The sequence below is a fragment of the Sulfitobacter aestuariivivens genome (assembly GCF_014763045.1).
GTDB lineage: Bacteria > Pseudomonadota > Alphaproteobacteria > Rhodobacterales > Rhodobacteraceae > Sulfitobacter > Sulfitobacter aestuariivivens.
In genome coordinates this window covers 390789-413996 of record NZ_JACTAG010000002.1, presented here as the reverse complement: position 1 = coordinate 413996, position 23208 = coordinate 390789, and the positions used below count along the sequence as shown (strand labels likewise).

The following is a 23208-nucleotide window of genomic DNA, read 5'->3' as shown; positions in this document are numbered from 1 at the left end:
ACTTCTGAATTGATCTTCAAACGCCGCGATCCAAAACCCACCCTACGCGCGATCGCAGAATTTCTGTGGCCGCGCGGCGGTTGGACGCGCGCGTTTCACTACGTCAAACATCGCATGCGCCGGTTGCCCGACAGCCCCGAACGAATCGCGCGGGGCATATGGGCCGGTGTCTTTGTCACATTCACCCCCCTTTTCGGCTTTCACTTTGTCTTTGCGGCACTGCTGGCGCGACTGATGAAAGGCAATATTGTTGCCTCGCTGATGGCAACGTTTGTGGGCAATCCGCTAACTTTCGTCTTCATCGCGCTGGCGTCTCTGAAAACCGGCCATTGGGTGCTGGGCACGGAAATGACCGAAGGCGAGCTGCGCTCGCTCAGCCGCAAGTTTGGCGACGCAGGCAGCGATCTGTGGCAAAACGCGCTGGCGATCTTCACGGATGCCCGCGTGGATTGGTCCGGGCTGGCGATATTTTCCCGCGACGTCTTCTACCCCTACCTCATCGGCGGGATCGTTCCCGGCATGATCTGCGCCTCTGCCGCCTACTACCTCTGCGTCCCGGTACTGCGCGCCTACCAAAAACGCCGCAGGGGCATGATCAAGGCCAAATTCGAAGCGATGAAAGCCAAGGCTGCCGCCAAAGCCGAAGGCAAACGCAAAGAACCGGCACGCCGTTCGTCAAAACCACCTGCAGGATAAACGCTTGCACCCCTTCACCCTTTTCATAAATACCTCGGGGGAGTTTGAGGGGGCAGCGGCCCCCTCATCAGCAGGAAAAATCGCGTGCGGCCCTGCCGCACCTCTTAGATCAAGGACCATCCCATGGCCGAACCGCTCAGACTAGGCGTCAATATCGATCACGTGGCCACCGTGCGAAACGCCCGTGGCGGGGCCTACCCCGACCCGCTGCGGGCCGCGCGCATTGCCCAGGATGCCGGTGCCGATGGCATTACGGCTCACCTGCGCGAAGACCGCCGCCATATCTCGGACGCTGATATTGAGGGGCTGATGGAGGTGCTTGATGTGCCGCTGAACTTCGAGATGGCCGCAACCGACGAGATGCAACAGATCGCCCTGCGCCATAAACCCCACGCTGTCTGCATCGTCCCCGAAAAACGCGAGGAACGCACGACCGAAGGTGGGCTGGAAGTCGCGCGCGAGGAAAACAAGCTGGCGCATTTCATCGCTCCTCTGCGCGATGCAGGATGCCGGGTGTCGATCTTTATTGCGGCCGACAAACGCCAGATCGAAGCGGCCAATCGCATCGGGGCTCAGGTGATCGAATTGCACACCGGGGCCTATTGCGACGCGTTTGCCGAAGGCCGCTGGCCGGACGCGCAAAAAGAACTGCAGGCACTCGAAGACATGTCCCGCTTTGCCCACGACTTGGGTCTGGAAGTACACGCAGGCCACGGGCTGACCTATGATACGGTTTCTCCCGTGGCGGCCTTTCCCGAAGTGCGCGAGCTGAACATCGGCCACTTTTTGATTGGCGAGGCGATATTCCTGGGACTTAAGCCTGCGATTGCAGAAATGCGCCGACTGATGGACGATGCGCGGGCGTGATGTCCCGGTGGGGGGTGCGACACATTTACCCGATGTTTCTTTGAACTTTGCTGCGTGACGGGCGTTTTATCCCTGAACGCAATCTAAAAGACAAAAAGGAGCATCCTATGTCCCAGTCTTATGCAAAACTGAAAGAACTTTACACACGCCTTGTCGATAGCCGTGATGGCTATGAGCAGGCATTTGAACACGCCACAGAGACCTATTTCAAGCCGATGCTGGCAGAGCTCAAGACAGAGCGCGCCGAGTTTGCCGCAGCCGTGCGCGCGGACTTGCGCAAGGTTGGTGAAAACGTCGACGAAGAAGGATCGATCCTTGCGGGTCTGCACCGCAGCTTCCTCGGCGTGCGTGATGCCGTGACCGGTCAGGACGATGACGCCATCAAGGCTGAGATTGCGCGCGGCGAAGAGCACCTCAAGAAAGCTTACGAAGCTGCTGTTGAAGAAGCAGATGGCACCACGCAGGCCACGCTGATGACCCAGAAGCACAAGGTCGACCAGGCGATTGAGCGTGTCGAGGCGCGCGAGAACGCGTAACGCTTTTACGTAACGAGTTGAGGGCCGTCCCGCAGGGGCGGCCCTTTTTCTGTACTCGCTCTTTCGATGCCAGACCCGCAGGGCTATGGTGGCGGGTACCAAACAGAAGCTCAGCTATGATCCTAGGCATTGGCACAGACCTCGCGAACATTGAACGCATTCAGGGGACCCTGGATCGCTTTGGTGACCGCTTTCGCAACCGTGTCTTCACCGACATCGAACAGCACAAGGCAGAGCGCCGACACGACACCGCCGGAACCTATGCCAAACGCTGGGCGGCGAAAGAGGCGTGCTCAAAGGCGCTGGGCACAGGCTTGCGCATGGGGATCGCGTGGAAGGACATGGCCGTCAGCAATCTGCGTACCGGCCAACCGGTGATGCATGTAACAGGCTGGGCGGCGGAACGGCTGGCCAGCATGACGCCGTCAGGGCACGAGGCCATCATCCATGTCACCCTGACGGATGATCACCCCTGGGCGCAGGCCTTTGTCGTGATCGAAGCGCGGCCCCTTGCCGATTGACACGCGCGCGATGCGTGTCAGGCCGGGCTTTTGCAGCCCCCGGTCTGCCGGTTGACCGGACGCGGGCGAGGGGTTGTCCTTGCCTGCCGCGCGCCCGCACCAAAACTTCATGTCTCTGGCCATTCATCGCGCCTTGCGCGCCTGAGGTGGAAACCCGCGCCTGCCGTCGCGTGCGGGCACCTTGACAGTACCGCCCGCCCTGCGCATGTAACCTCAAACGAGCAGAGAGGAGCCCTGCGTGGCCGCCAAGGAAAAAACCGGCAATCCGATTGTCGAAACGATAAAGACCATCGTTTATGCGCTGCTGATCGCGGGCATCTTCCGCACCCTGTTCTTTCAGCCTTTCTGGATTCCCTCGGGGTCGATGAAACCGACCTTGCTGATCGGTGATTTCCTCTTTGTGAACAAGATGGCCTACGGCTATTCTTATGCGTCCTGTCCCAGCCTCATGATGCCGCGCTTTGGGATCGAAATCGACGCCAAGGATATCTGTGGCTGGGCCGATGGAGAGAACACGCGGCTTTGGGGCGGCGACCCGGAGCGGGGCGATGTGGTGGTTTTCCGCCATCCGGTGTCAGGGCGCGATTACATCAAGCGGTTGATCGGCATGCCGGGCGATACGATCCAGATGAAAGCAGGGCTCTTGCACATCAACGATGCGCCGGTGAAGGTCGTTGACGACGGTGTGTTCAGCGAAGTGATGGAACCGCAGGGCCCGCAAGGGGTGCGACCGCGGTGCGAGAACGGACCGGTCGGCAATGGCGGGGCGTGTGAAAAAGGCCGCCAGCTTGAAACCCTGCCGGGCGGTACCACCCATGCGATTCTGAACATCGGCAACCAGCAGTCTGACCGCACGGGCACCTACACTGTTCCGGAAGGGCACTATTTCTTTATGGGTGATAACCGCGATAATTCTGCTGACAGCCGTCTGGCGCAGCAGGTCAATGGCGTCGGATTTGTGCCCTATGAGAACCTTATTGGCCGTGCGGACCGCGTGATGTTCAGTTCTGCAGGGCGTTCCATGCTGTTCTTCTGGACCTGGCGCGGGGATCGCTTCTTTGAGAAGATCGAGTGAAACTGAGCGGGGACCTCAAGGCCTTTGAGGCCCGGATCGGACATGCTTTCGCCGACCCCGCTTTGCTCAGCCGTGCGGTGACCCATGCGTCGATGTCGTCGGCCAATCGTGATGACAACCAGCGACTTGAGTTTCTTGGGGACCGTGTGCTTGGTCTGGTGATGGCCGAGGCGCTTCTGGCGCTTGATCCCAATGCCACCGAAGGGCAGCTGGCCCCGCGCTTTAACGCGTTGGTGCGCAAAGAAACCTGTGCGGATGTGGCGCGCCAGATTGATCTGGGCAAGGTGCTGAAGCTGGGCCGTTCCGAGATGATCTCGGGTGGGCGCCGCAAGCAAGCCCTGTTGGGCGATGCCATTGAGGCCGTCATTGCTGCGGTCTATCTGGATGGAGGTTTTGATGCGGCAAAGGCAATGATCCTGGCGCTGTGGGGGCGGCGGATCGAGACCGTGGAAGAAGACGCGCGCGACGCCAAGACGGCCTTGCAGGAATGGGCGCAGGCGCGCAAGCTGGCCCCGCCTGACTATGTGCAGACCGATCGCAGCGGGCCGGATCACGCGCCCGTTTTCACCATCTCGGCGCGGCTGGAAAACGGCGCCAGCGCCGTCGCCACTGCGCCATCGAAACGTGCCGCCGAACAGGCCGCTGCCAAGCGTCTGCTGGCGCAACTGGAGACTTCAGAATGACCACCCGCGCCGGATTTGTTGCCCTGATCGGAGAACCCAACGCGGGCAAATCCACACTGCTTAACCGTATGGTGGGGGCAAAGGTGTCTATCGTCACACACAAGGTGCAGACCACGCGCGCCCGTATCAGAGGGGTGGCGATCGAAGGGGAAAGCCAGATCGTTTTTGTGGACACGCCGGGCCTTTTTCAGCCCCGCCGCAGGCTGGACCGCGCCATGGTCGCCGCCGCCTGGGGCGGTGCAGCGGATGCGGATGTGGTGGTGCTGCTGGTCGAGGCGCACCGGGGTGTGACCGAAGGTGTGGAGCGAATCCTTGAGGGCCTGGCTGACATCGGGCAGGGCCGCAAAGTCGCGCTGGCGATCAACAAGATCGACAAGGTTGAGGCACCGGTACTGCTGGGGCTGACCGAAAAGCTGAACGCGGCCTATCCTTTTGCTGAAACCTTCATGATATCTGCCGAGCGCGGTCATGGGGTCGACACCCTGCGGCACTGGCTTGCGGGCGAGGTGCCAGAGGGTCCGTGGCTTTACCCCGAGGACCAGATCGCCGATCTGCCGATGCGGATGATCGCCGCTGAGATGACGCGGGAAAAGCTGACGCTGAGGCTGCATCAGGAACTACCCTACCAGCTGACGGTCGAGACGGAGAACTGGGAAGAGCGCAAGGACGGATCGTGCAAGATAGACCAGTTGATCTACGTTGTCCGTGATGGGCATAAGGGCATCGTGCTGGGTAAGAAGGGCGAGACGATCAAATCGGTCTCGACCGCCGCGCGCCACGAACTGGAAGAATTTCTGGGCCGCAAAGTGCATCTTTTCCTGCAGGTCAAGGTACGGCCCGGCTGGCTAGATGAAGCCGAGCGCTATGCTGAGATGGGGCTCGATTTCAAGGACGGCAACGGATGAGTGCCGCACAGATGTCCTGCGGCTTGGCGGGCGGTGTGCAGAGGTATTTGAAAAAGGGTGAAAGGACGGGAGCGTGACCCGTCTGACGGCACGCTTTTGGGTGGATGCCTATCTGACACGGTTGCGGCTGCACGATATCCCGGCGTTTGTTGTGGCCCATGGGGATGACACGGGCGGTGCGGTGCTGATCAAATTGGCTACGCTGGATGGGCGGGCCGTTGTTTTTCAACGCTCTTTTGATCTGTTGACGGGCGATCGCACATGGGTTGAATTGTCATCCGGGGACGAAAGCGATGTGGATGCGGCGATTACACGCCAGCGCCAGTTCGACCCCGATCTTTGGGTGATTGAAGTTGAGGATCGGCAGGGGCGGCATTTGTTGCACGAAGAGGGTCTGGCGTGATTACCAGCCGGTCGTTTTCTGGGTGACGTCGTGCCCGGTTGCCGTGGGCGGCCCACCGGCAAAGTCCTTGATGCTGCTGGCGAAGGTTTTGAAGTAGGGCTGTGATTGCAGATGGGTCAGGGTATCTGTGCTGTCCCAGCGACCCCAATGGATGCGGGTCTTGCCATCATCCGCGACGGCGACCTGATAGACGAACTTGCCGGCAATGTCCGGGTCAGCTTCGATGGCGGTGATGAAGGCAGCGATGGCGCTGCGCCAGATCGCTTCGTCGCCGTCATAGCTGTAGGTGATGGTGATGCCGCGCATGGTGCTCTCCTTTAATTTAACGAATCGGTTAAATAGATAGCAAAATTGCTGACGGGTCAAGGGAGGCCTTGAAGCAGGGCGGTGATTGTTCTTTGATCCCGAGGGACCAGAAAGGTGGGCAGGCGGTGGTTGAGTGGCGCGATGAAGGAATTCTGCTGAGCGCGCGCAAACACGGCGAGACGTCGGCGATCATCGAGATGTTTACCCCTGCACAGGGCCGCCATGTGGGCGTTGTACGTGGCGGCACCAGTCGCAAGATTGCCCCTATTTTGCAGCCGGGGGCGCAGCTTGATGTCGTCTGGCGGGCCCGGCTGGAATCGCATCTTGGCAGTTTCACGGTTGAGCCGGTGCGCAGTCGGGCTGCGCAGGTGTTGGAAAGCAGGCTGTCGCTTTCAGGGTTGAATGCGGTCACTGCGCTGTTGTCATTCTGCCTGCCCGAGCGCGAGGCGCATGCCGCCCTGTACCGGCGAACCGAAGCGTTGCTTGATCTGCTGGATCAACAGGCGCTGTGGCCGTTGGCCTATCTGCAATGGGAATTGAAGCTGCTGGAGGAGATGGGCTATGCCCTTGATCTGGATACCTGTGCGGTGACCGGCGCGCGGGACGGATTGCTGTACGTTTCGCCCAAATCCGGTCGCGCGGTGTCGCAGGCGGGGGCGGGGGAATGGGCGGATCGCCTGCTGCCCTTGCCCCCCGTTTTGCGCGGGGAAGGCGACGCGGATGATGCCGAGATCGCGCAAGCTTTTCAAACCACAGGGTATTTTCTGGAAACGCATCTGGCGCAGGATCTGGGTGACAAGCCATTGCCGTCGGCGCGGGCGCGCTATGTGGCGCTGTTCAGTCGCGGGCGCTGAAGATGAGCAAAGCGGTGCCGTCTTCGGCAGAGAGGATCAGCCTGGCGTCGCGGACTTCGGACAGCTTTGCGGCACTCAGGGCGGTGAAATAAGCGGTCTCTGCGGCGACGTCCGGGCATGTCATGCGCGTCGCCGCGATGGGGCCCGTGCCCCACCATGGGAAGGGGACATCCATCCTTGCGGTATAGCTGTTGCAGGGGCCGGTGCCGCCGATCTTGTTGCGGTCGGTGAACGCAAGGGTTGCGGTTGCCTCAAAGGATGCGCCGTTCAATTCGACAAGGCGCCAAGTGCCCTCGCCCATGCCGTAGGCACGGATGGTTTCATCGCGGGTGCAGGCATCAAGGCTCAGCCAGAGGGGCAGGATGAACGCAAATCGGATCATTTTCCTGCGGCGATCACACTTTGCGCTGATGCCACCACCGCGTCCTCGACAGGTCGGAAGTCAATGCCAAATATGGATCTCGCCCGCGCGTTGGAGATCTCATCACGCTTGCCCAGGGCGGGCACAAGCTGGCGGATGGCCGGATCGAACAGAGCCATCACCCGCATCAGGGCATTCGGCGCCTGCCGGGTGACGACCTTTCTGTCGGGAAAGGCGCGGGCAATTGCCCCGGCCAGTTCGGTGAACCACATGAATTCGGCGACTGACAGGATCCGTTTGCCTTCTGTGTCTGGGGTGTTGATGGCACCAACATGCATGTCTGCCACGTCGCGCACATCTACCGTGGTGAACCCGATGCGGGGTACGGCCGGATCGCGGGCCGCGAGAATGCGTTCAATCGCGAGCAAGGACGTGCCGTAATGAGCGTCAAGTGATGGCCCAAGGATAAAGCCGGGGTTGATCGTGGTCAGCACCATGTCGGGATGTTTTTCGACAAAGTCCCAGGCGGCCTTTTCGGCAAGGGTTTTGGATTTAACATAAGGTGTGACGCCGGATGCGGTGATGTCTGTCCAGTCAGCTTCGGTCTTGGTGCCGGAGCCCGGGCTGCCGGATATGGCGGCGGTCGATGACGTCAGGATCACGCGCTTCACGCCCGCGTTTTGCGCTGCGCGCAGGGCCCGAAGGGTCCCATCGACAGCGGGGCGGATCAGATCATTCTCATCTTTTGGCTGGGTGAAGGGAAAGGGAGAGGCGGTATGCATCAGGATGGTGATGTCGCGCATCGCGCTGTCCCAGCCTTCGTCCTTGGTCAGATCAAGTTGGACAAAGCTGAGGTTGTCGAGCAGCGCCGGGTCGGTCAGGTGAGGCGCGACAGCCTGGCGAACCTCTTGGGCGCGCGTGTCAGACCGCAAAGAACCCCGGACCACGTGACCTGCATTCAGCAGGCGCAGCAGGATGTGCTTGGCCAGATATCCGGTGCAACCGGTAAGAAGTATGGTCTCTGGCATCGCAGTCTCCGTTATCTTGAAAAGCACCGGTGTTGGTCTGACTTAGGCCGCAGCGCTTACTCAGCAAGGGCCAGAATGGTGTCGACCAAAGTGTCATAAGCGGTTCGTATCGCCATGCCGTCGGGTTCTGCCAGTTGCGGCAGACCGATCAACGCGGCCTGCAATGCACGGGGGAAATCGGGGTTGGCAAGACCAACTTCGCGCAGCAGAAGTTCAAGGTAGTTCAGGCGCTTGGCGTCCACGTCCTGCAACATCCCGTCGACTGTTGCGTTGCTGTGTGCCCAGACGCGCATTGCGGTCTCGGTGCGGTCTGACAGCACGCCGCGTCCAAAAAGGCGCAGGCGATGATCGACAGGTTTCTCAGCAGAGACAACGTCGGCAAGGGTTTGCAGCGTCCGGGTGCGCCAGGCTTCAATCAGGGCGTCGTGAAATGCGGGGACATCGGCAAAGTGCCAATAGAACGATCCCTTGGTCGTGCCGAGGGACCGGGCCATCGGCTCTGCCCGCAAATGGGCAGGGCCCTGGGACTGCAAGGTATCGAATCCAGCGGACAGCCAGTCATCGGGAGTAAGGCGGCTCGAGCTCATGCCGCGTGCTTAGGCGCTGCAGGGAGCCAAGGCAAGTCATCGCATCGCGGGGCAGAATGGTGTGCCCAACAGTAAACCCGATTGCACCCAATTTCGGCCCAAAACCCCTTGTATGCTACGGGAATTGCCAAAAATGGAGGCACGTCGATGAAGATCATGAACACTGCCGTCATCGCTTTCGCATGCGGGGTCGCCCTTTGGCATGTCGGCGGCGGGCTAAGCACTACAATGGCCTCTGCCGAGACAACGCAGGTGTCTCAGGCCTCAAGAATTACCGTTGTATCGCAAGACTTTGCGCTGTCAGCAGGCAATCTGCAGGCGGAATTTGACGCGTTTGCGGCGACCCGCCCCTACTATGGGGCTTTTGCCGCCAGCGCCGACGGTTATTTTGGCTACACCCACGGGTACAACAGTCTTCAGGCCGCCATCGAAGCCGCAGTGTGGTATTGCAGTGAAGAACGTGGGCGCACCTGCGCGCTGTATGCCTTGCTTGAGCCTGAGGTATCGCAGGCATCTTTGCCAGTAACGATGTCGGCGAATACGCATCAAGGCTACAATGAATACCTCAAAGGTGTGCCGCGGCGTGCATTCGCTGTCGCAGACAATGGTGCCTATGCCCTCACGTGGGACTGGAGCACCAGACAGCTTGCAGAAAAGGAAGCTCTGGCCATTTGCGCCGGGTATGCAGCAGGTGAGGCAGCGGCCAACGCGAACTTTGCGCGCTGCCGTATCATCGCAAGCGATTAGGCTTTTGGACTGAATGAGGTGAACGGTTCGGTGATTTTCCGGCATCTTTGGGCGCGGGCCCTCATGATTGAGATTTGATCCGTCCTGCGTGGAACCCCAAGGACCTGCGGGGCGTTTGTGCGTCATGAGTATATATGACGCGCGCGCACCCCTTGCCCTGATCGCAACTTTAGCCCTGTCTCCGACCGTCGGCATGTCGGATGTGGTGGGTAATGTGGATGTGGACTGGCTTGGCAATGACATCGTTGTTGAAGCGATCCCGGACCCCAAGGTGCAAGGAGTCACCTGCCATCTGAGCTACTTCGATCGCGGGCTTATCGACCGTCTGCAAAAAGGTAATTGGTTCGAGGATCCGTCAAATTCGTCCATTTCATGCCGCCAGACCGGCCCGATTGTGTTGGGCGATATCGAACGTGACGACGAGGGTGAGGACGTCTTTGCCGAGCGGCGGTCGATCATCTTCAAAACGCTGCGGGTCAAACGTATCTTTGACGAGGCGAATAACACCCTGATCTATATCAGCCATGCGCGCGATGTGCAGAACGGGTCGGCCAAGATGTCGATGTCGACCGTCCCGCTTTACCAACCTCAGAACTAACGCGATTTTGCCGCTTTTGGCGGCCTTTATCTGGAGCATACCATGAAAGCTGTGTTTATCGGGTCGATTTCGACCCTTGCCGATACGTCAGAACTCCAGCGCAAGGCCTTCAATCACGCCTTTGCCGAGGCCGGGCTTGACTGGCATTGGTCTAGTGAGGATTACCGCGCGCGCCTGTCCAGTTCCGGCGGGCGTGATCGCATCGCGGCCTTTGCCAAGGAAAAGGGTATCGAGGTCGACGCGGAGGCATTGCACGCCCGCAAGACGGAAGTTTTTCTTGAAAAGCTGCGGGGCGGGGCGGCTGTGCTGCGCGAGCAAACCCAGGGCTTGCTGGAATACGCGCGTCAGCACGATCTGAAGCTGGCGTTTGTCAGTGGCACGGCGCGCGAAAGTCTTGAGGCTTTGGTCGACAGTTTTGGTGGTGCGGCGGCGCTGGGTTTTGATCTGGTCACCGCATCCGGTGATGCCGCGCCAAAACCAGCGCCTGATCTTTACTTACATGCGCTTGACCTGCTGGACCTTGACGCTGCTGATGTGCTTGCAATCGAGGACAACCGCCCCGGCGTGGACGCAGCCAAGGCAGCAGGGTTGACTGTGTTGGCCTATCCGAACGAAAACACCGCCGGTCATGATTTTTCCGATGTCGACGGCATCGACAGATGGTCCGATTATCTGCCAGCGGAAAAGGCGGCTTGACGCCGCTCCCTTGCCCGCAATGACTGGCGCGTCGCCTGTAAGATCTGTCTAATTTCTGCCGATCCTTCAGCCTTGGCTTGCACCGCCGGGGGCGCGCCCTAGAATGACAGAAAAATCAGGCAAGGGCGGGCATATGACCATTTCACGCAGACACTTTTCGATTGGGCTGGGCGCCTTGGGCCTTGCGGCCTGTACGACCGGGGGCGGGACACTTGGCCCGGCGGCTGAGGCCGGATTGCCGCCCGATTTGCGCCCGCAGCCGAACGCCGGATATGACGCATGGGTTGCGGCCTTTCGGGCGCGGGCGGCGGGTCAGGGGATCACGGCCAGTACATTGAACAGCGCTTTTCGAGGCGCGGGATATCTGCCTGGCGTGGTCAAGCGGGACCGGAATCAAACGGAATTCTCGCGCACGCTGGAGGACTATCTGTCAATTGCAGCCTCTGACGAAAGGGTCTCGAAGGGACGCGCGGCCTTTGCGCGCTACGGTGCCACGCTTGCGGCTGTCGAACAGCGCTATGGTGTTGCCCCTGAAATCGTAACGGCCATTTGGGGGCTGGAAAGCTTCTATGGAGAACGACGTGGCAATGTTCCGGTTGTGTCATCGACATCGACGCTGGCCTATGACGGCAGGCGCGGTGCGTTCTTTGAAAAACAGCTGATTGCAGCGCTCAAGATCCTTCAGAACGGGGATGTATCGGCAACCAATATGACCGGATCCTGGGCCGGTGCGATGGGCCACACCCAGTTTATTCCTACATCTTATCAAGCCTTTGCCGTGGATTTCACCGGCGATGGCCGCCGCGATATCTGGTCGGAAGATCCGACAGATTCTTTGGCATCCACCGCGGCCTATCTCAGCCGGAACGGATGGTCGCGGGGTGTCAGATGGGGCGGCGAGATGGGCAATGGCGCGCCTGCCGGGCGTCGGTTGCAGCCTCAGGCCGGGGGGCCGGTGTTTGCTGTGACCTCTAACTTCAATGTGATCAAGCGCTACAACAATTCAGACAGCTACGCGATTGGCGTCGGGCATCTGGCGGATCGTATCGCGGGTGGCGGTCCGATCCGGGGCAGTTTTCCCCCGGATAGATACGGCCTGACGAAAGACCAGCGCGTCCAGTTGCAGCAACGCTTGACCGCGCGGGGGTTCGATACCGGCGGCGCAGACGGTGTTTTGGGGCCCAAAAGTCGCGGTGCAGTCAGCGCCTATCAGTCCAGCATCGGCCTGCCCGCGACGGGAGAGCCGTCAGTCGATCTGCTGAACCGGTTGGGATAGTGCGGCGCATCACGGTGCCTGTGAAGGGCAGAGGCGGCCGGATACAGGGCGCGTCAACCACCTGTTCGCAAGCGCGGTAAGGAATTTCGTCTGACAGTTGCGACTATCGTTTTGCAAAGCCCTGCGTTTACATGCATTTTGTCGGGAATAACTGGATAGGGTTCTGCCGTGTCGCTCTTCTTTATCGTCGCTCTCCCCTTTCTTGGCGCGCTTCTTCCCGGGCTTATGAACGGCGCTGGGCGCGCTGCCTGTGCCGGCGTCACCTTCACCGTCTCGCTTGCTGCCTTTCTGGGATTAATGACCAACCTCCCCTCGGTGCTGGCAGGCGAGGTCGTCATGGCGCGGGTCGACTGGATGCCGGTGCTGGGGCTGAACTTTACGCTGATGCTGGATGGGCTGGGCTTTTTCTTTGCGATGCTAATCCTGGGGATCGGTCTTTTGATCATTGCCTATGCGCGTCATTACCTGGCGCGCGGCGACAATATGGGCGAATTCTTTACCTATCTGCTGCTGTTTCAGGGCGCGATGGTGGGGATCGTGTTAAGCGATAACATTCTGCTATTGCTTGTTTTTTGGGAGCTGACCTCGCTTTCGTCCTTCTTGCTGATTGGATATTGGAAACATCTGCCCGAAGGGCGGCAAGGCGCGCGCATGGCGCTGACCGTGACTGGTATGGGCGGGCTGGCGATGATCGGTGGCATGCTGATCCTTGGTCAGATCGTGGGCAGCTATGACCTGAGCGTGATCCTGCAGAACCGCGAGTTGATCCAGGCCGATCCGATGTATGTGCCCGCGCTGATCCTGATCCTGCTGGGATGTTTCACCAAATCCGCGCAATTCCCGTTTCATTTCTGGCTGCCGCACGCGATGGCGGCCCCCACGCCGGTCAGCGCCTATCTGCATTCGGCCACCATGGTCAAAGCGGGCATCTTCCTGATGGCGCGGATGTGGCCCGTCTTGTCTGGAACGCCCGAGTGGTTTGTGATCGTCACCAGCGCGGGCTTGATCACCATGGTATTGGGCGCGCTGATTGCGATTTTCAAACACGACCTCAAGGCGTTGCTGGCGTTCTCTACGGTCAGTCATCTGGGTCTGATCACCATGTTGCTGGGTACCGGGACGGCCTTTGGCGCGATGGCGGCGGTGTTCCACATTCTGAACCATGCGACATTCAAGGCGGCGCTTTTCATGTCGGCAGGCATAGTGGATCACGAAACGCATACGCGTGACATCCGGCGGCTGGGTGGGTTGCGCACGCTGATGCCGATCACCTTTGGCATCGTCACCATCGCTGCCCTGTCGATGGCAGGCATACCTTTCCTCAATGGCTTTCTGTCCAAAGAGATGATGTTGGAAGAGACAACGCACACTACCCTCTTTGGTATCTGGTGGCTGGTGCCGGCGCTGGCGACTTTTGGTTCACTGCTATCTGCGGCCTACTGTTTCCGCCTGATCGGGCACACGTTCCTTGGGCCGGTGCGCGATAATTATCCATCCAAACCGCATGATCCGGGGTTTGGTCTGTGGGGCCCGCCCGCGTTTCTGGTTGTGCTGGTCGTCGTCATCGGTGTCGCACCGTTCCTGGCGGAGCCTTTCGTCAAGCTGGTCACGGCCTCTTTGCTGGGGGGAGAGGCGGAGGTGCCCAAAGCCTACTTCAAAATCTGGCATGGCCTGGTGCCGGCGCTCTTTATGTCTGTGGCCGCTGTGGTCGGTGGCCTGTTGTTGATGGGCGTCTTCAAACCGCTGCTGAGGGTGTGGGAAAGCACACCGCGCCCCGAAGCCAAGGTGATCTTTGAAGGGCTGATCGAGGCGGCCGCCGCCCTTGCGCGCCGTTTCATTCACACGTTGCACAACGGCGCATTCACCCGCTATGCGATGATCGGATCGGTCGCGATTATCGCATTGGGTCTGCATGCGTGGTCGACGGGCACGGTCGGGGCACCAACACGTGATCCGCAAAGCGCATCCGTTGTTGCCATCGCGGGCTGGGCAATGCTGGTTGCCGCAACAGGCGGGCTGGTGGTGATGCACCGCAACCGTCTGTTGTCCCTGATCCTGATCGGGATCGTGGGGCTGATGGTGTCCATCGGCTTTGTCTTCCTCAGCGCGCCTGATCTGGCGATGACGCAGTTCACCGTCGAGGTCGTGACGATCATCCTGCTGCTGCTGGCGTTGAATTTCCTGCCTAACCGCACGCCCATCGAAAGTACGGTATTGCGCCGTGTGCGCGATGCAGGCGTGGCTGTGGCGGGGGGGCTGGCGACCTTTGCGCTGGCCTATCACTATCTGCTGCGCGATGCGGTCAGCACACCGATTTCCGAGTTCCACCTTGCCAATTCCTACAAAGGGGGCGGCGGCACCAATGTGGTCAATGTGATTTTGGTCGATTTCCGGGGGTTTGATACCTATGGCGAAATCATTGTGCTGGGTATCGCCGCGCTGCTGATTTACGCGCTAACGGAAACACTGCTGAGCGGGCCGGTCCGCGCGCGTCTGCTGAACCGCCTGCCGGACCAGCCCCGCGCGGGCGACATGCACCCGATGATGATGGTGGTCCTGACCCGCGTAATCATGCCCGTTGTGTTGATGGTGGGCTTCTACATCTTCCTGCGCGGCCATAATGAACCCGGCGGCGGGTTCATCGCTGGCCTGATCGTTTCGATTGCCGTGGTGATGCAGTACATGGCCAGCGGCTTTGCCTGGACCTCGTCCCGACTGAGGTATCCGTATCATGGGGTAATCGGCGCAGGCGTGCTGATCGCGGGCTTTACCGGCATCGGTTCCTGGTTTGTCGGCAAACCGTTCCTCACGTCTGACTTTACCTATGTGCGCATACCACCCTTCGAAAAGTTCGAGCTGGCCACGGCCGCACTCTTTGATCTGGGCGTCTTTCTGGCTGTTGTCGGTGCGGTGATGCTGTCGCTCGAAAGCTTTTCACGGCTGGCACACCGGGCGCAGGACAAGGACAGCGAACATCCGATGGATATTGATCCGTCGCGCGATGACCCGCCCGAGGATCAACCCAAACCCGTGACGGAGGGCGTGTAAGATGGAATTGCTCGTTGCCTCCGCCATCGGGATCATGACCGCAGGGGGGCTTTATCTGGTGCTGCGCCTGCGGACCTTCCCCGTGATCCTTGGGATGTCATTGCTGACCTATGCGGTGAATGTCTTTCTCTTTGCCTCCGGACGCCTGACAATCGGCGCACCGCCCATTCTGCGCGATGGGGTTGAGATATATACCGATCCATTGCCACAGGCACTGGTGCTGACGGCCATCGTGATTTCATTTGGCATGACCGCCGTTGTGGTGATGATCAGCCTTGGGGCCTTTCTGGGCTCGGATGATGACCATGTGGATGACCTGCTGGAAGAGGAAGTTACCAGCGCGGAGGGCACGCCATGACCCATTGGATCATCGCGCCCATCATTCTGCCCGCGCTGCTGGCACCGTTTATCGTGCTGGCCGCGCGCTATCATATTGGCATTCAGCGGGTTTTCTCGGTTGTGGGGGTGCTGGCGCTAGTCGCTATTTCAGCGAGTTTGGCCTCGCAGGTATCAGACGGCAGCGTACTGCTTTATCAGCTGGGGGATTGGGCGGCACCTTTTGGCATTGTCGTGGTGGGCGACCGCCTGTCGACGATGATGGTGCTGCTGACCTGTGTACTGGCGCTCTTTGTGTTGCTTTATGCGATCGGGTCGGGATGGGACAATCGCGGCCGGCATTTTCATGCGCTGTTCCAGTTCCAGCTGATGGGCATTCTGGGCGCGTTCCTGACCGGCGACCTCTTCAACCTTTTTGTTTTCTTCGAAGTCTTGCTGATTGCCTCTTATGGTCTGATGATCCACGCAGGCGGCAATGCGCGGCTGAAGGCGGGTGTGCAGTATGTTCTGTTCAACCTGATTGGATCGACACTGTTCCTGTTCGCGCTGGGGTCGATCTATGCCGAGACCGGCACGCTGAACATGGCGGATCTGGCGGAGCGGGTGCAGCTGATCGGGCCAGAAGAAACGGTGGGCATTCGTGTTGCTGCAGTTTTGCTGCTGCTGGTCTTTGCCATCAAGGCTGCCCTTGTGCCGCTGCACTTCTGGCTGCCGTCAAGCTATGCCGAAGCGCCCGCGCCGGTGGCGGCGCTCTTTGCGATCATGACCAAGGTCGGCGCGTATTCGATCATCCGGGTCTACACGATGATCTTCCCACCAGATCTGGAGGTCACCTCGGGTCTGCATGATCTGTGGCTGTTGCCGGCAGCACTGGTGTCGCTGGCCATTGGGATGATCGGCGTGCTGGCGGCGAAAAAGCTGGACCGGCTGGTGGCGTTTTCCATCATCGGGTCGATGGGGATGGTGCTGACCTCGATTGCGCTCTTTACGCCTGAGGGGATTGCAGCGGCGCTATACTATATCGTCCACTCGACCCTTGCAGGGGCTACCCTGTTCCTGATTTCGGATCTGGTGCGTACAGGGCGGGACAATCTGGACCTGACGCCTCAGCCGCCGGTCAAGGGCACGGCGATCACGGCAGGCCTGTTTTTTGCCGGCGCGATTGCCATGGCAGGCCTGCCGCCGCTCTCGGGGTTCCTGGGCAAGCTTCTGGTGCTTGATGCAAGCTACGGGACTGACCTGATGGTTTGGATCTGGTTTGTTGTGCTGGTGTCCAGCCTGATCAGCATTCTTGGCTTTGCCCGCGCGGGCAGCGTGATCTTCTGGAAAGCCCACAGTGTCGAGGGACCCGAGGATACCGAACACCTGACAACGCCGACCACCATGTCCTATTGTGCGGTAGGGGGGCTGTTGGCCCTGCTGGCAGCCCATACGGTCTTTGCCGGGCAGGTACATGGCTACACCACGACAATGGCGGGACAGCTCTTTGCGCCTGACACCTATGTGGCGACCGTCACGCAGACGCCTGGTAAACTTAGCAAGCCAACGAAGGAGGATCACTGACATGACGCGCGCTTACCGCTGGCTGTTGCCGCATCCGCTGCTGACCCTGATCCTGGCTGTCGTTTGGGTGCTTTTGCAAAACGATATCACTGCAGGCATGGTCGTTTTTGGGATTATCCTTGGCGTTGTCATTCCATGGATGACATCCGTTTGGTGGCCGGACACGCCAAAAGGGTTCCGATTGGGAAAGATGGTCAGCTATAGCCTCATGGTGATGTGGGACATCATGGTGGCCAACGTGCAGGTCGCCTGGATCGTGATCTCTGTCCCCAATGCCAAGCTCAAGCCCGCCTGGATCGTCATTCCGCTCGAACTGCGACAACCTGAGGCGATCACCGTGCTGGCCGGTACCATCACGCTGACACCGGGCACTGTGTCCGCGGACCTCAGCGATGAAGGTCATAGCCTGCTGGTGCATGTGCTACACACTGACGACCCCGACGGCGTGCGGGACGAAATCAAGACACGCTATGAACGCCGCCTGCTGGAGATTTTCGTATGACCGCCGCGACCGGAGTAATGGAAATCGCCCTGATCATCGCCTTTTTGGCGCTGGCGCTGGGGCAGATCATGTCGATGATCCGGCTGGTGCTGGGCCCCACAGTCGGGGATCGCATTCTGGCGCTGGATACGATGGTGATCAACGGTCTGGGGCTGGTGGTGGTGCTGGGCATCCATCAGGGCATCCAGATCTACTTTGAAGTCTCGCTGCTGATCGCGATGCTGGGCTTTGTGTCTACCGTGGCGCTGGCGCGCTTTGTTCTGCGGGGAGATATCATCGAATGATCGACATCATCGCAACCTACGCCGCAGCACTTTCGCTGCTGGTTGGATCGGGCTTTGTGCTGGTGGGCGCAATCGGTCTTCTCAAGTTCAACGATTCCATGACCCGGCTTCACGCGCCGACAAAGGTGGGCACCGTAGGAATTGGCATGCTGCTGCTGGGATCGATGATCGACACTTTCATATCCGGCGATACATCCATCCATGAGCTGTTGATCATGGCGTTTCTTTTTGTGACCGCGCCGATCTCGGCCCACTTCATTGCCAAGGTCAATATTCACCGTCGGGCCTGCGACACACCGCCTGCGCCACCCCGCGACAGCACCTGGTCGACGCTGGATTCGCCCGAAGGCGAGTCGCAATAGAATCACTTGATTGGAAACGCTTTGTTTCAGAAAAGACTGTTTCCAAGCCAGCGACGCCGCCAAATTTGAAGCGTTAATACTCGTTAAGAATGTTAGCGATAGCGATTGCCAAATTGTGGACAATCATGCCCTCGTGTCAATACTGTTTCTAGTTGTGTTGCTAAACCAATCACCCGTCAATGGTGCATTTTTATGACCGAACATTTCATTTTTAGACAATTGTTTGAATCCGGTAGATTCCGCATCTTGGTTTCAGAAGCGAGTGTCCGGTTCCAACCAAAACCATTAGTTCGGAAGTCACCGGAAATTAACGAGTAACGGGCCAAGCACATTAAAGGCTTGGCCCATTTTTTTAGTTTTTTCAATGTTTTACGTTTGTAGTGATGAGTTTGACGTGTTGCCCGTCGGCCTTCAGAATAGTTTCTCCTTCCGCTTGAAGCGTCAAATGCGCGTCAAGTGGGAGGAAAACCGCGGCCCGATGTTCGATCTTATGTGCATTGTAATCTGTCTGGGCACCATCGCCCTGAATCTGCTGCACTAACCCACCAGATCAGTCCAAAATGAAGTCGCTAGATTGATGTAACCCGCATTGGTCTGAGCCTTAGCCGTTGGCGCAAGGTGGTTCTTCGAATTCAGCGTGACCTCTTCCGCGATCTCCGTAGCCCTGAAAGGTGACATCCGGCAAAAGGCGACCATCGTTTGGGCAAAATGGCCCGATTCCATCAGCGACTTTTCGCACGAAAGATGACTGTGCCAGACACCTTGGGCAGCTTGAAACCGTCAATAAAAACAGGTCGGAACCGAAATGGTTTCGATGTAGGCACGGCTGGAACGCCAGCCGACAAACTTGGCGGCACGTTGACGCAGGAGCAAAGGAGCGGCACACTTGCGTACGTACGATAAGTGACCGCAGCAATCCCTGATTTTTACCACTTGACCTCATCTTATCTCCAGAAGGAGTACGTTTCATGATGCGCTATCTCATGCCTGCCTTTGCCCTCTGCCTGCAAACCACGCCACTTTTGGCCGATCAGGTGATCACCGACGATCTGATCGTCACGCGTGATATCTGCGTCGGCTCAAGCACCTGTGTCGACGGGGAGTCCTTCAATGGTGAAGACATCAAGATCCGCAGCACAAACCCCGAGATCCTGTTCTTTGATACCAGCACGACTGCTGGCAATAGGTGGCGCATCAAGGGCGACAATGACGTCGGCTTCTTCGACAGTTTTTCGATCAGAAACGACGCTACTGGCTTCACGCCTTTCATCATGCACCAAGACGCGCCAACGAGCGCGTTTGTGATCGACGCGGCTGGAGAAATTGGGATTGGCACGGTTATTCCAGAGTCCGATATTCACATCGTTGGTCCCGGGTCACCCGGCATTCGGATTGAGGCAACCAACGGCGCGACGCCAGAATGGCTAATGAATGTCGGATCGTCTGGTCTTGCCCTGTTCGACATGAAAGCGGGGCCCTCGCTTCCCTTTGTCATCGCTAATGGCGCGCCGAACAACGCGTTTCGGATCAACGACACCGGCAATGTCGGTATGGGTGTGTCGTCAGCGTCTGCTCCTTTGCATGTTCGTCGCACCGACAACACCGCCTCTCTGCTGATCGAAGACACAGGTGCTGGCACCCTCGGTCAGATGACCCTGCGCAATAACGGGATTACGTTTTTCACGCTGGAGGACACTTCCATCGTCGACGCCCACGGCACAGGCCGCAGATGGAACTTCCAGAACCAGGGCGGCACTTTCCGCGTGACCACCTCCCCTGCGGGTCCTGAGATGCTGCTCGACGCGAACGGTAACATGACCATCAGCGGCACGTTGACCACAGACGGCTCTTGCTCAGTCGGCTGTGACCGCGTGTTTGAGGCCGATTATGCATTGCCAAGCATCGCCGAACACAACGCCGCGATGTGGGAAAACGGCTATCTGCCCAATGTCGGCCCCACGCCCGAAGATGGACCGTTTAACGTAACCGACAAGATGGGACGGATGCTGAACGAACTGGAGCACGCGCATATTTTTATTGGCCAGCAGCAGGAACAGATCACCATGCAAGCTGATCAGATCGCGGCCCTGATGACACAGCAAGCCGCCCTGATGGCGCGGCTGGAGAGGCTTGAAACACAATAAGGGGTTCGGGTGGCATACCACCCAAACCTAACCCGCACCCGCAGGGATTGAGAATCGACAAGATCTTGATTTTTAACCGTTTTCCAAAGCGTCGCTCTCAACGAGGTGAGGGGACTCTCAATTTGAGGGCGATGACCGGCGGGATGCTGAACGAGTGAAAAGGCGCACCTAAACTTGGCGTAGTTCGAAGGGTTTGGGCCGCTGTCGAAGCCCATCCTGCACGTCCTCAAGACCAAACCCATGAGCTCTCGTAGGTTCGCGTCACTCATTGGTCTGGATCGTACTGAAATCAGATGTTGCCAAGATGATCAAAAAACACTGTCTCGAGCAGCGCCCAGCTCACCCAGACAAGGCCCGACACAGCTGCATCCAAATAGCGCCGAGACCAGCCCCTCTTTCGAGCATATTCATAAGCCGGCGACATTCCCACGCTCATTGTGAGCATGCAGATCGCTGCAGCAAAACCAAGCCGGTTTCGCAATGTCCAATCGCAAAAATACGCGATCAGCCTAGACACTCCTCAGATACCGGGGGTTTCTAGCTACGGTCGTCAGTCATCTTGGTAGACTGCAATTCACTCAAGACAAGTAGGAATTTCCGCCTCTCGAAACTTATCCAAGTGGATCGAGGCAGCTCGTGCTCCCGCAATCAATATATGCGGACCATCTGGTGGTCTCGCAATTAGTTGAAATTCTTCTGGTAAATTTAAGCTGTTAGCCTGCTATAGTGGTGCTGCTGGAGAGAATTGAACTCTCGACCTCTCCCTTACCAAGGGAGTGCTCTACCTCTGAGCTACAGCAGCGCCGATGTGGCGGCTGATTAGACGCAAAGCAGCCTTCGTGCAACCCTAATCTGGACCCTTCCGGCACCCTGAGATAGACAGGCGCCATGGCAGATCGCAGCGCATCCAGACCGCCCGAAAAGAAGCGTCAGACACGAGACGAACGGTTGAAGGCGGCGCTCAAGGCGAATATGGCGCGGCGCAAGGCGCAGGCCCGTGCGCGCAAAAGCGCGACCCAGGCGGAACCAGAGGGCGAAGGCCCCGAAAAGAGAGGCAACGAGCATGGATAGTATTGTCGTTCAGGGGGGCAAAGCGCTGAACGGGCAGATCCCCATCGCGGGTGCCAAGAATGCGTGCCTGACGCTGATGCCTGCGACCTTGCTCAGCGATGAGCCGCTGACGCTGACCAATGCGCCACGGCTGAGCGATATCCGCACCATGACGCAACTGCTGGGCTCGCTGGGGGCGGAAGTCACGTCGCTGCAGGACGGTCAGGTGCTGGCCATGTCGACCCACGGCCATATCAACACGCGGGCTGAGTACGACATCGTGCGCAAGATGCGGGCGTCCAACCTTGTGCTGGGGCCCTTGCTGGCGCGCGAGGGCCATGCGGAGGTTTCACTGCCGGGCGGATGTGCAATCGGCGCGCGACCGATGGACATTCACACCGATGGGTTGGCGAAAATGGGCGCCGAGATCGATCTGCGCGACGGATATCTGCATGCCAAGGCCGATGGCGGCAAACTGAAAGGGGCCGTGATCGATTTTCCTTTCGCGTCTGTCGGGGCGACGGAGAATATACTGATGGCTGCCACGCTCGCCAAGGGGACAACCCAGATCAATAATGCTGCGCGCGAGCCGGAAATCGTGGACCTGGCGGATTGCTTGCGGGCGATGGGGGCGCAAATCGACGGTGATGGTACGTCGACGATCACGGTGCAGGGTGTGGATCGGCTGCATGGGGCGACCCACCGCGTGGTGACGGACCGGATTGAACTGGGCACTTACATGCTGGCCCCGGCGATTTGCGGTGGCGAGGTCGAGTGTCTGGGCGGGCGCATCGACCTGCTGGAGGCCTTTTGTGAAAAACTTGACGCCGCCGGTGTCTCCGTGACCCAGACGCAAGACGGGCTCAAGGTCGCGCGCAAGAATGGCCGGATCAGCGCGGTGGATGTGACCACAGCACCCTTTCCCGGCTTTCCAACTGATCTGCAGGCGCAGATGATGGCGCTTTTGTGCACGGCTGAAGGGACGTCGGTTCTGGAAGAGAAAATATTCGAGAACAGGTTCATGCACGCCCCTGAGCTGGAGCGCATGGGCGCCGATATCGAAGTCCATGGCGGGACAGCAACCGTCAGAGGGGTTGCGCGTCTGAAGGGGGCTCCGGTGATGGCGACGGACTTGCGTGCCTCCGTGTCGCTGATCCTTGCGGGCATGGCCGCGGAAGGCGAGACGCGCGTAGCGCGGGTGTATCACCTCGACCGCGGCTATGAACATGTGGTTTCGAAATTGTCCGGCATTGGTGCCGATATCGAAAGGGTCAAGGACCGATGAGCGATGATGCGCGTTTCGAGGATGGCCGTGAGGCGCCGCTGAACCTTGGTGCCCTGGATATCGAGGATCTGAAGATTGTTTCGGCCCTGAGTCAGGACGCGGTTTTTCCTGCCTCGGAAATGACCTGGGATGCCAAGGGGGGCCGGTTTGCTCTCTTTCTCAACCGCGTGCGCTGGGAAGACCCGGGCAGAACGCGGCATGCGCCTGAGCGCGTGCAGTCTGTGCTTGTCATATCCAACGTTCAGAAAGTGGCGAGCCAGGGCGTGACGAAGGGCGATGCGGATATCGTCTTGTCCCTGTTGGCTTTGGATTTTGAAGAGACGGATGCGCCGTCAGGGCATATTACTCTGACTCTGGCCGGTGACGGCGCGTTGCGGGTGAGTGTCGAAGCGCTGGATGTCACCTTGAAAGACGTCACCAAGCCTTATGTCGCACCCTCCGGGAAATTACCGAACCATCCGGCGTGATCCGGCGGAGCGGCTGCGCCGCACGACA

Annotated in this window: 27 protein-coding genes and 1 tRNA gene; 23 read left to right on the top strand and 5 right to left on the bottom strand. The window is 59.1% G+C overall.

What is annotated here, in order from left to right:
• Positions 1–9: 9 nt before the first annotated feature.
• The 8 genes from H9Q16_RS11800 to H9Q16_RS11765 all read left to right on the top strand — a co-directional run bounded on the left by H9Q16_RS11800 (position 10) and on the right by H9Q16_RS11765 (position 5686).
• On the top strand, positions 10–696 hold the full coding sequence (locus H9Q16_RS11800; RefSeq protein ID WP_191075631.1) for a DUF2062 domain-containing protein: 687 nt from the start codon (positions 10–12) through the stop codon (positions 694–696).
• A 123-nt stretch (positions 697–819) separates the two neighbouring features.
• Positions 820–1563, top strand: a complete 744-nt coding sequence (locus H9Q16_RS11795; protein ID WP_191075630.1) for a pyridoxine 5'-phosphate synthase — start codon at positions 820–822, stop codon at positions 1561–1563.
• Positions 1564–1670: 107 nt separating this feature from the next.
• Positions 1671–2099: a PA2169 family four-helix-bundle protein gene (locus H9Q16_RS11790; protein WP_191075629.1), complete on the top strand. Its 429-nt coding sequence runs from the start codon at positions 1671–1673 to the stop codon at positions 2097–2099.
• A 116-nt stretch (positions 2100–2215) separates the two neighbouring features.
• On the top strand, positions 2216–2620 hold the full coding sequence (acpS, locus tag H9Q16_RS11785; RefSeq protein WP_191075628.1) for a holo-ACP synthase: 405 nt from the start codon (positions 2216–2218) through the stop codon (positions 2618–2620).
• 238 nt (positions 2621–2858) lie between these two features.
• Entirely contained in the window at positions 2859–3695 is an 837-nt protein-coding gene (gene lepB, locus H9Q16_RS11780) for a signal peptidase I (protein ID WP_191075627.1), read from the top strand.
• Positions 3692–4378, top strand: a complete 687-nt coding sequence (rnc, locus tag H9Q16_RS11775) for a ribonuclease III (protein ID WP_191075626.1) — start codon at positions 3692–3694, stop codon at positions 4376–4378. Before lepB ends, rnc begins: the two co-directional genes overlap by 4 nt.
• The gene (era, locus tag H9Q16_RS11770; RefSeq protein WP_191075625.1) at positions 4375–5283 is read left to right on the top strand and encodes a GTPase Era; all 909 of its coding nucleotides are present in this window, start codon (positions 4375–4377) and stop codon (positions 5281–5283) included. The genes rnc and era overlap by 4 nt, the downstream gene beginning before the upstream one ends.
• Positions 5284–5356: 73 nt before the next feature.
• Positions 5357–5686, top strand: a complete 330-nt coding sequence (locus H9Q16_RS11765; RefSeq protein WP_191075624.1) for a DUF1491 family protein — start codon at positions 5357–5359, stop codon at positions 5684–5686.
• Here the strand turns inward: H9Q16_RS11765 and H9Q16_RS11760 are convergent, their stop codons facing one another.
• Positions 5687–5992, bottom strand: a complete 306-nt coding sequence (locus H9Q16_RS11760; RefSeq protein WP_191075623.1) for a hypothetical protein — start codon at positions 5990–5992, stop codon at positions 5687–5689.
• A 125-nt stretch (positions 5993–6117) separates the two neighbouring features.
• Here H9Q16_RS11760 and recO point away from each other — a divergent pair, with 125 nt between their 5' ends.
• On the top strand, positions 6118–6846 hold the full coding sequence (gene recO, locus H9Q16_RS11755; protein WP_191075622.1) for a DNA repair protein RecO: 729 nt from the start codon (positions 6118–6120) through the stop codon (positions 6844–6846).
• Here recO and H9Q16_RS11750 read toward each other — a convergent pair.
• Genes H9Q16_RS11750 through H9Q16_RS11740 form a run of 3 tightly spaced genes read right to left on the bottom strand, consistent with a single transcriptional unit; the run spans position 6830 to position 8822 of the window.
• Positions 6830–7228: an META domain-containing protein gene (locus H9Q16_RS11750; protein ID WP_191075621.1), complete on the bottom strand. Its 399-nt coding sequence runs from the start codon at positions 7226–7228 to the stop codon at positions 6830–6832. The two genes, recO and H9Q16_RS11750, sit on opposite strands and share 17 nt — an antisense overlap.
• A complete protein-coding gene (locus H9Q16_RS11745; RefSeq protein ID WP_191075620.1) occupies positions 7225–8235 on the bottom strand; it encodes an SDR family oxidoreductase in 1011 nt (336 codons plus the stop codon). The genes H9Q16_RS11750 and H9Q16_RS11745 overlap by 4 nt, the downstream gene beginning before the upstream one ends.
• 56 nt (positions 8236–8291) lie before the next feature.
• Entirely contained in the window at positions 8292–8822 is a 531-nt protein-coding gene (locus tag H9Q16_RS11740; protein ID WP_191075619.1) for a TetR/AcrR family transcriptional regulator, read from the bottom strand.
• Positions 8823–8978: 156 nt separating this feature from the next.
• On the opposite strand from H9Q16_RS11740, the gene H9Q16_RS11735 reads away from it, so the two are divergent.
• From H9Q16_RS11735 to H9Q16_RS11685, 11 genes are all read left to right on the top strand, one after another.
• Entirely contained in the window at positions 8979–9569 is a 591-nt protein-coding gene (locus H9Q16_RS11735; RefSeq protein WP_216859409.1) for a hypothetical protein, read from the top strand.
• A 124-nt stretch (positions 9570–9693) separates the two neighbouring features.
• The gene (locus H9Q16_RS11730) at positions 9694–10167 is read left to right on the top strand and encodes a CreA family protein (protein WP_191075617.1); all 474 of its coding nucleotides are present in this window, start codon (positions 9694–9696) and stop codon (positions 10165–10167) included.
• A gap of 42 nt (positions 10168–10209) precedes the next feature.
• Positions 10210–10863, top strand: coding sequence for an HAD family hydrolase (locus H9Q16_RS11725; protein ID WP_191075616.1), 654 nt, complete (start codon positions 10210–10212; stop codon positions 10861–10863).
• A 133-nt stretch (positions 10864–10996) separates the two neighbouring features.
• A complete protein-coding gene (locus H9Q16_RS11720; RefSeq protein WP_191076786.1) occupies positions 10997–12139 on the top strand; it encodes a lytic murein transglycosylase in 1143 nt (380 codons plus the stop codon).
• 168 nt (positions 12140–12307) lie between these two features.
• Entirely contained in the window at positions 12308–15187 is a 2880-nt protein-coding gene (locus H9Q16_RS11715; RefSeq protein ID WP_191075615.1) for a monovalent cation/H+ antiporter subunit A, read from the top strand.
• 1 nt (position 15188) lies between these two features.
• Positions 15189–15545, top strand: coding sequence for a Na+/H+ antiporter subunit C (locus tag H9Q16_RS11710; RefSeq protein WP_191075614.1), 357 nt, complete (start codon positions 15189–15191; stop codon positions 15543–15545).
• Positions 15542–17086 (top strand): monovalent cation/H+ antiporter subunit D, encoded by a 1545-nt coding sequence (locus H9Q16_RS11705; RefSeq protein WP_191075613.1) that lies wholly within the window; start codon positions 15542–15544, stop codon positions 17084–17086. The genes H9Q16_RS11710 and H9Q16_RS11705 overlap by 4 nt, the downstream gene beginning before the upstream one ends.
• 1 nt (position 17087) lies before the next feature.
• Positions 17088–17588 carry a Na+/H+ antiporter subunit E gene (locus H9Q16_RS11700; protein WP_191075612.1) on the top strand — a complete coding sequence of 167 codons (501 nt, stop codon included), beginning with the start codon at positions 17088–17090 and terminating at the stop codon, positions 17586–17588.
• Positions 17585–17872 carry a K+/H+ antiporter subunit F gene (locus H9Q16_RS11695; protein ID WP_191075611.1) on the top strand — a complete coding sequence of 96 codons (288 nt, stop codon included), beginning with the start codon at positions 17585–17587 and terminating at the stop codon, positions 17870–17872. The genes H9Q16_RS11700 and H9Q16_RS11695 overlap by 4 nt, the downstream gene beginning before the upstream one ends.
• Positions 17869–18234 (top strand): monovalent cation/H(+) antiporter subunit G, encoded by a 366-nt coding sequence (gene mnhG / locus H9Q16_RS11690; protein WP_191075610.1) that lies wholly within the window; start codon positions 17869–17871, stop codon positions 18232–18234. Before H9Q16_RS11695 ends, mnhG begins: the two co-directional genes overlap by 4 nt.
• A 968-nt stretch (positions 18235–19202) precedes the next feature.
• Positions 19203–20378 (top strand): hypothetical protein, encoded by a 1176-nt coding sequence (locus H9Q16_RS11685; RefSeq protein WP_191075609.1) that lies wholly within the window; start codon positions 19203–19205, stop codon positions 20376–20378.
• A gap of 727 nt (positions 20379–21105) precedes the next feature.
• Here the strand turns inward: H9Q16_RS11685 and H9Q16_RS11680 are convergent.
• Positions 21106–21180 (bottom strand) — tRNA-Thr (locus H9Q16_RS11680).
• Positions 21181–21266: 86 nt separating this feature from the next.
• Here H9Q16_RS11680 and H9Q16_RS11675 point away from each other — a divergent pair.
• The 3 genes from H9Q16_RS11675 to H9Q16_RS11665 are packed head-to-tail and all read left to right on the top strand — an operon-like array spanning position 21267 to position 23180.
• Positions 21267–21449, top strand: a complete 183-nt coding sequence (locus H9Q16_RS11675; protein ID WP_191075608.1) for a hypothetical protein — start codon at positions 21267–21269, stop codon at positions 21447–21449.
• Positions 21442–22713 (top strand): UDP-N-acetylglucosamine 1-carboxyvinyltransferase, encoded by a 1272-nt coding sequence (gene murA, locus H9Q16_RS11670; RefSeq protein ID WP_191075607.1) that lies wholly within the window; start codon positions 21442–21444, stop codon positions 22711–22713. Before H9Q16_RS11675 ends, murA begins: the two co-directional genes overlap by 8 nt.
• Positions 22710–23180, top strand: a complete 471-nt coding sequence (locus H9Q16_RS11665; RefSeq protein WP_191075606.1) for a DUF2948 family protein — start codon at positions 22710–22712, stop codon at positions 23178–23180. Before murA ends, H9Q16_RS11665 begins: the two co-directional genes overlap by 4 nt.
• The last annotated feature ends 28 nt before the right edge of the window (positions 23181–23208 follow it).

Excerpts from the sequence above, each read along its gene's own strand:
- H9Q16_RS11695 (WP_191075611.1), top strand. The coding sequence starts at position 17,585 with ATGACCGCCGCGACCGGAGTAATGGAAATCGCCCTGATCATCGCCTTT.
- H9Q16_RS11710 (WP_191075614.1), top strand. The coding sequence starts at position 15,189 with ATGGAATTGCTCGTTGCCTCCGCCATCGGGATCATGACCGCAGGGGGG.
- H9Q16_RS11790 (WP_191075629.1), top strand. The coding sequence starts at position 1,671 with ATGTCCCAGTCTTATGCAAAACTGAAAGAACTTTACACACGCCTTGTC.
- mnhG (WP_191075610.1), top strand. The coding sequence starts at position 17,869 with ATGATCGACATCATCGCAACCTACGCCGCAGCACTTTCGCTGCTGGTT.
- H9Q16_RS11730 (WP_191075617.1), top strand. The coding sequence starts at position 9,694 with ATGAGTATATATGACGCGCGCGCACCCCTTGCCCTGATCGCAACTTTA.
- H9Q16_RS11725 (WP_191075616.1), top strand. The coding sequence starts at position 10,210 with ATGAAAGCTGTGTTTATCGGGTCGATTTCGACCCTTGCCGATACGTCA.
- H9Q16_RS11795 (WP_191075630.1), top strand. The coding sequence starts at position 820 with ATGGCCGAACCGCTCAGACTAGGCGTCAATATCGATCACGTGGCCACC.
- H9Q16_RS11675 (WP_191075608.1), top strand. The coding sequence starts at position 21,267 with ATGGCAGATCGCAGCGCATCCAGACCGCCCGAAAAGAAGCGTCAGACA.
- H9Q16_RS11720 (WP_191076786.1), top strand. The coding sequence starts at position 10,997 with ATGACCATTTCACGCAGACACTTTTCGATTGGGCTGGGCGCCTTGGGC.
- acpS (WP_191075628.1), top strand. The coding sequence starts at position 2,216 with ATGATCCTAGGCATTGGCACAGACCTCGCGAACATTGAACGCATTCAG.
- H9Q16_RS11685 (WP_191075609.1), top strand. The coding sequence starts at position 19,203 with ATGATGCGCTATCTCATGCCTGCCTTTGCCCTCTGCCTGCAAACCACG.
- H9Q16_RS11700 (WP_191075612.1), top strand. The coding sequence starts at position 17,088 with ATGACGCGCGCTTACCGCTGGCTGTTGCCGCATCCGCTGCTGACCCTG.
- H9Q16_RS11740 (WP_191075619.1), bottom strand. The coding sequence starts at position 8,822 with ATGAGCTCGAGCCGCCTTACTCCCGATGACTGGCTGTCCGCTGGATTC.
- H9Q16_RS11745 (WP_191075620.1), bottom strand. The coding sequence starts at position 8,235 with ATGCCAGAGACCATACTTCTTACCGGTTGCACCGGATATCTGGCCAAG.
- era (WP_191075625.1), top strand. The coding sequence starts at position 4,375 with ATGACCACCCGCGCCGGATTTGTTGCCCTGATCGGAGAACCCAACGCG.
- H9Q16_RS11665 (WP_191075606.1), top strand. The coding sequence starts at position 22,710 with ATGAGCGATGATGCGCGTTTCGAGGATGGCCGTGAGGCGCCGCTGAAC.
- murA (WP_191075607.1), top strand. The coding sequence starts at position 21,442 with ATGGATAGTATTGTCGTTCAGGGGGGCAAAGCGCTGAACGGGCAGATC.
- H9Q16_RS11705 (WP_191075613.1), top strand. The coding sequence starts at position 15,542 with ATGACCCATTGGATCATCGCGCCCATCATTCTGCCCGCGCTGCTGGCA.
- H9Q16_RS11760 (WP_191075623.1), bottom strand. The coding sequence starts at position 5,992 with ATGCGCGGCATCACCATCACCTACAGCTATGACGGCGACGAAGCGATC.
- H9Q16_RS11735 (WP_216859409.1), top strand. The coding sequence starts at position 8,979 with ATGAACACTGCCGTCATCGCTTTCGCATGCGGGGTCGCCCTTTGGCAT.
- H9Q16_RS11750 (WP_191075621.1), bottom strand. The coding sequence starts at position 7,228 with ATGATCCGATTTGCGTTCATCCTGCCCCTCTGGCTGAGCCTTGATGCC.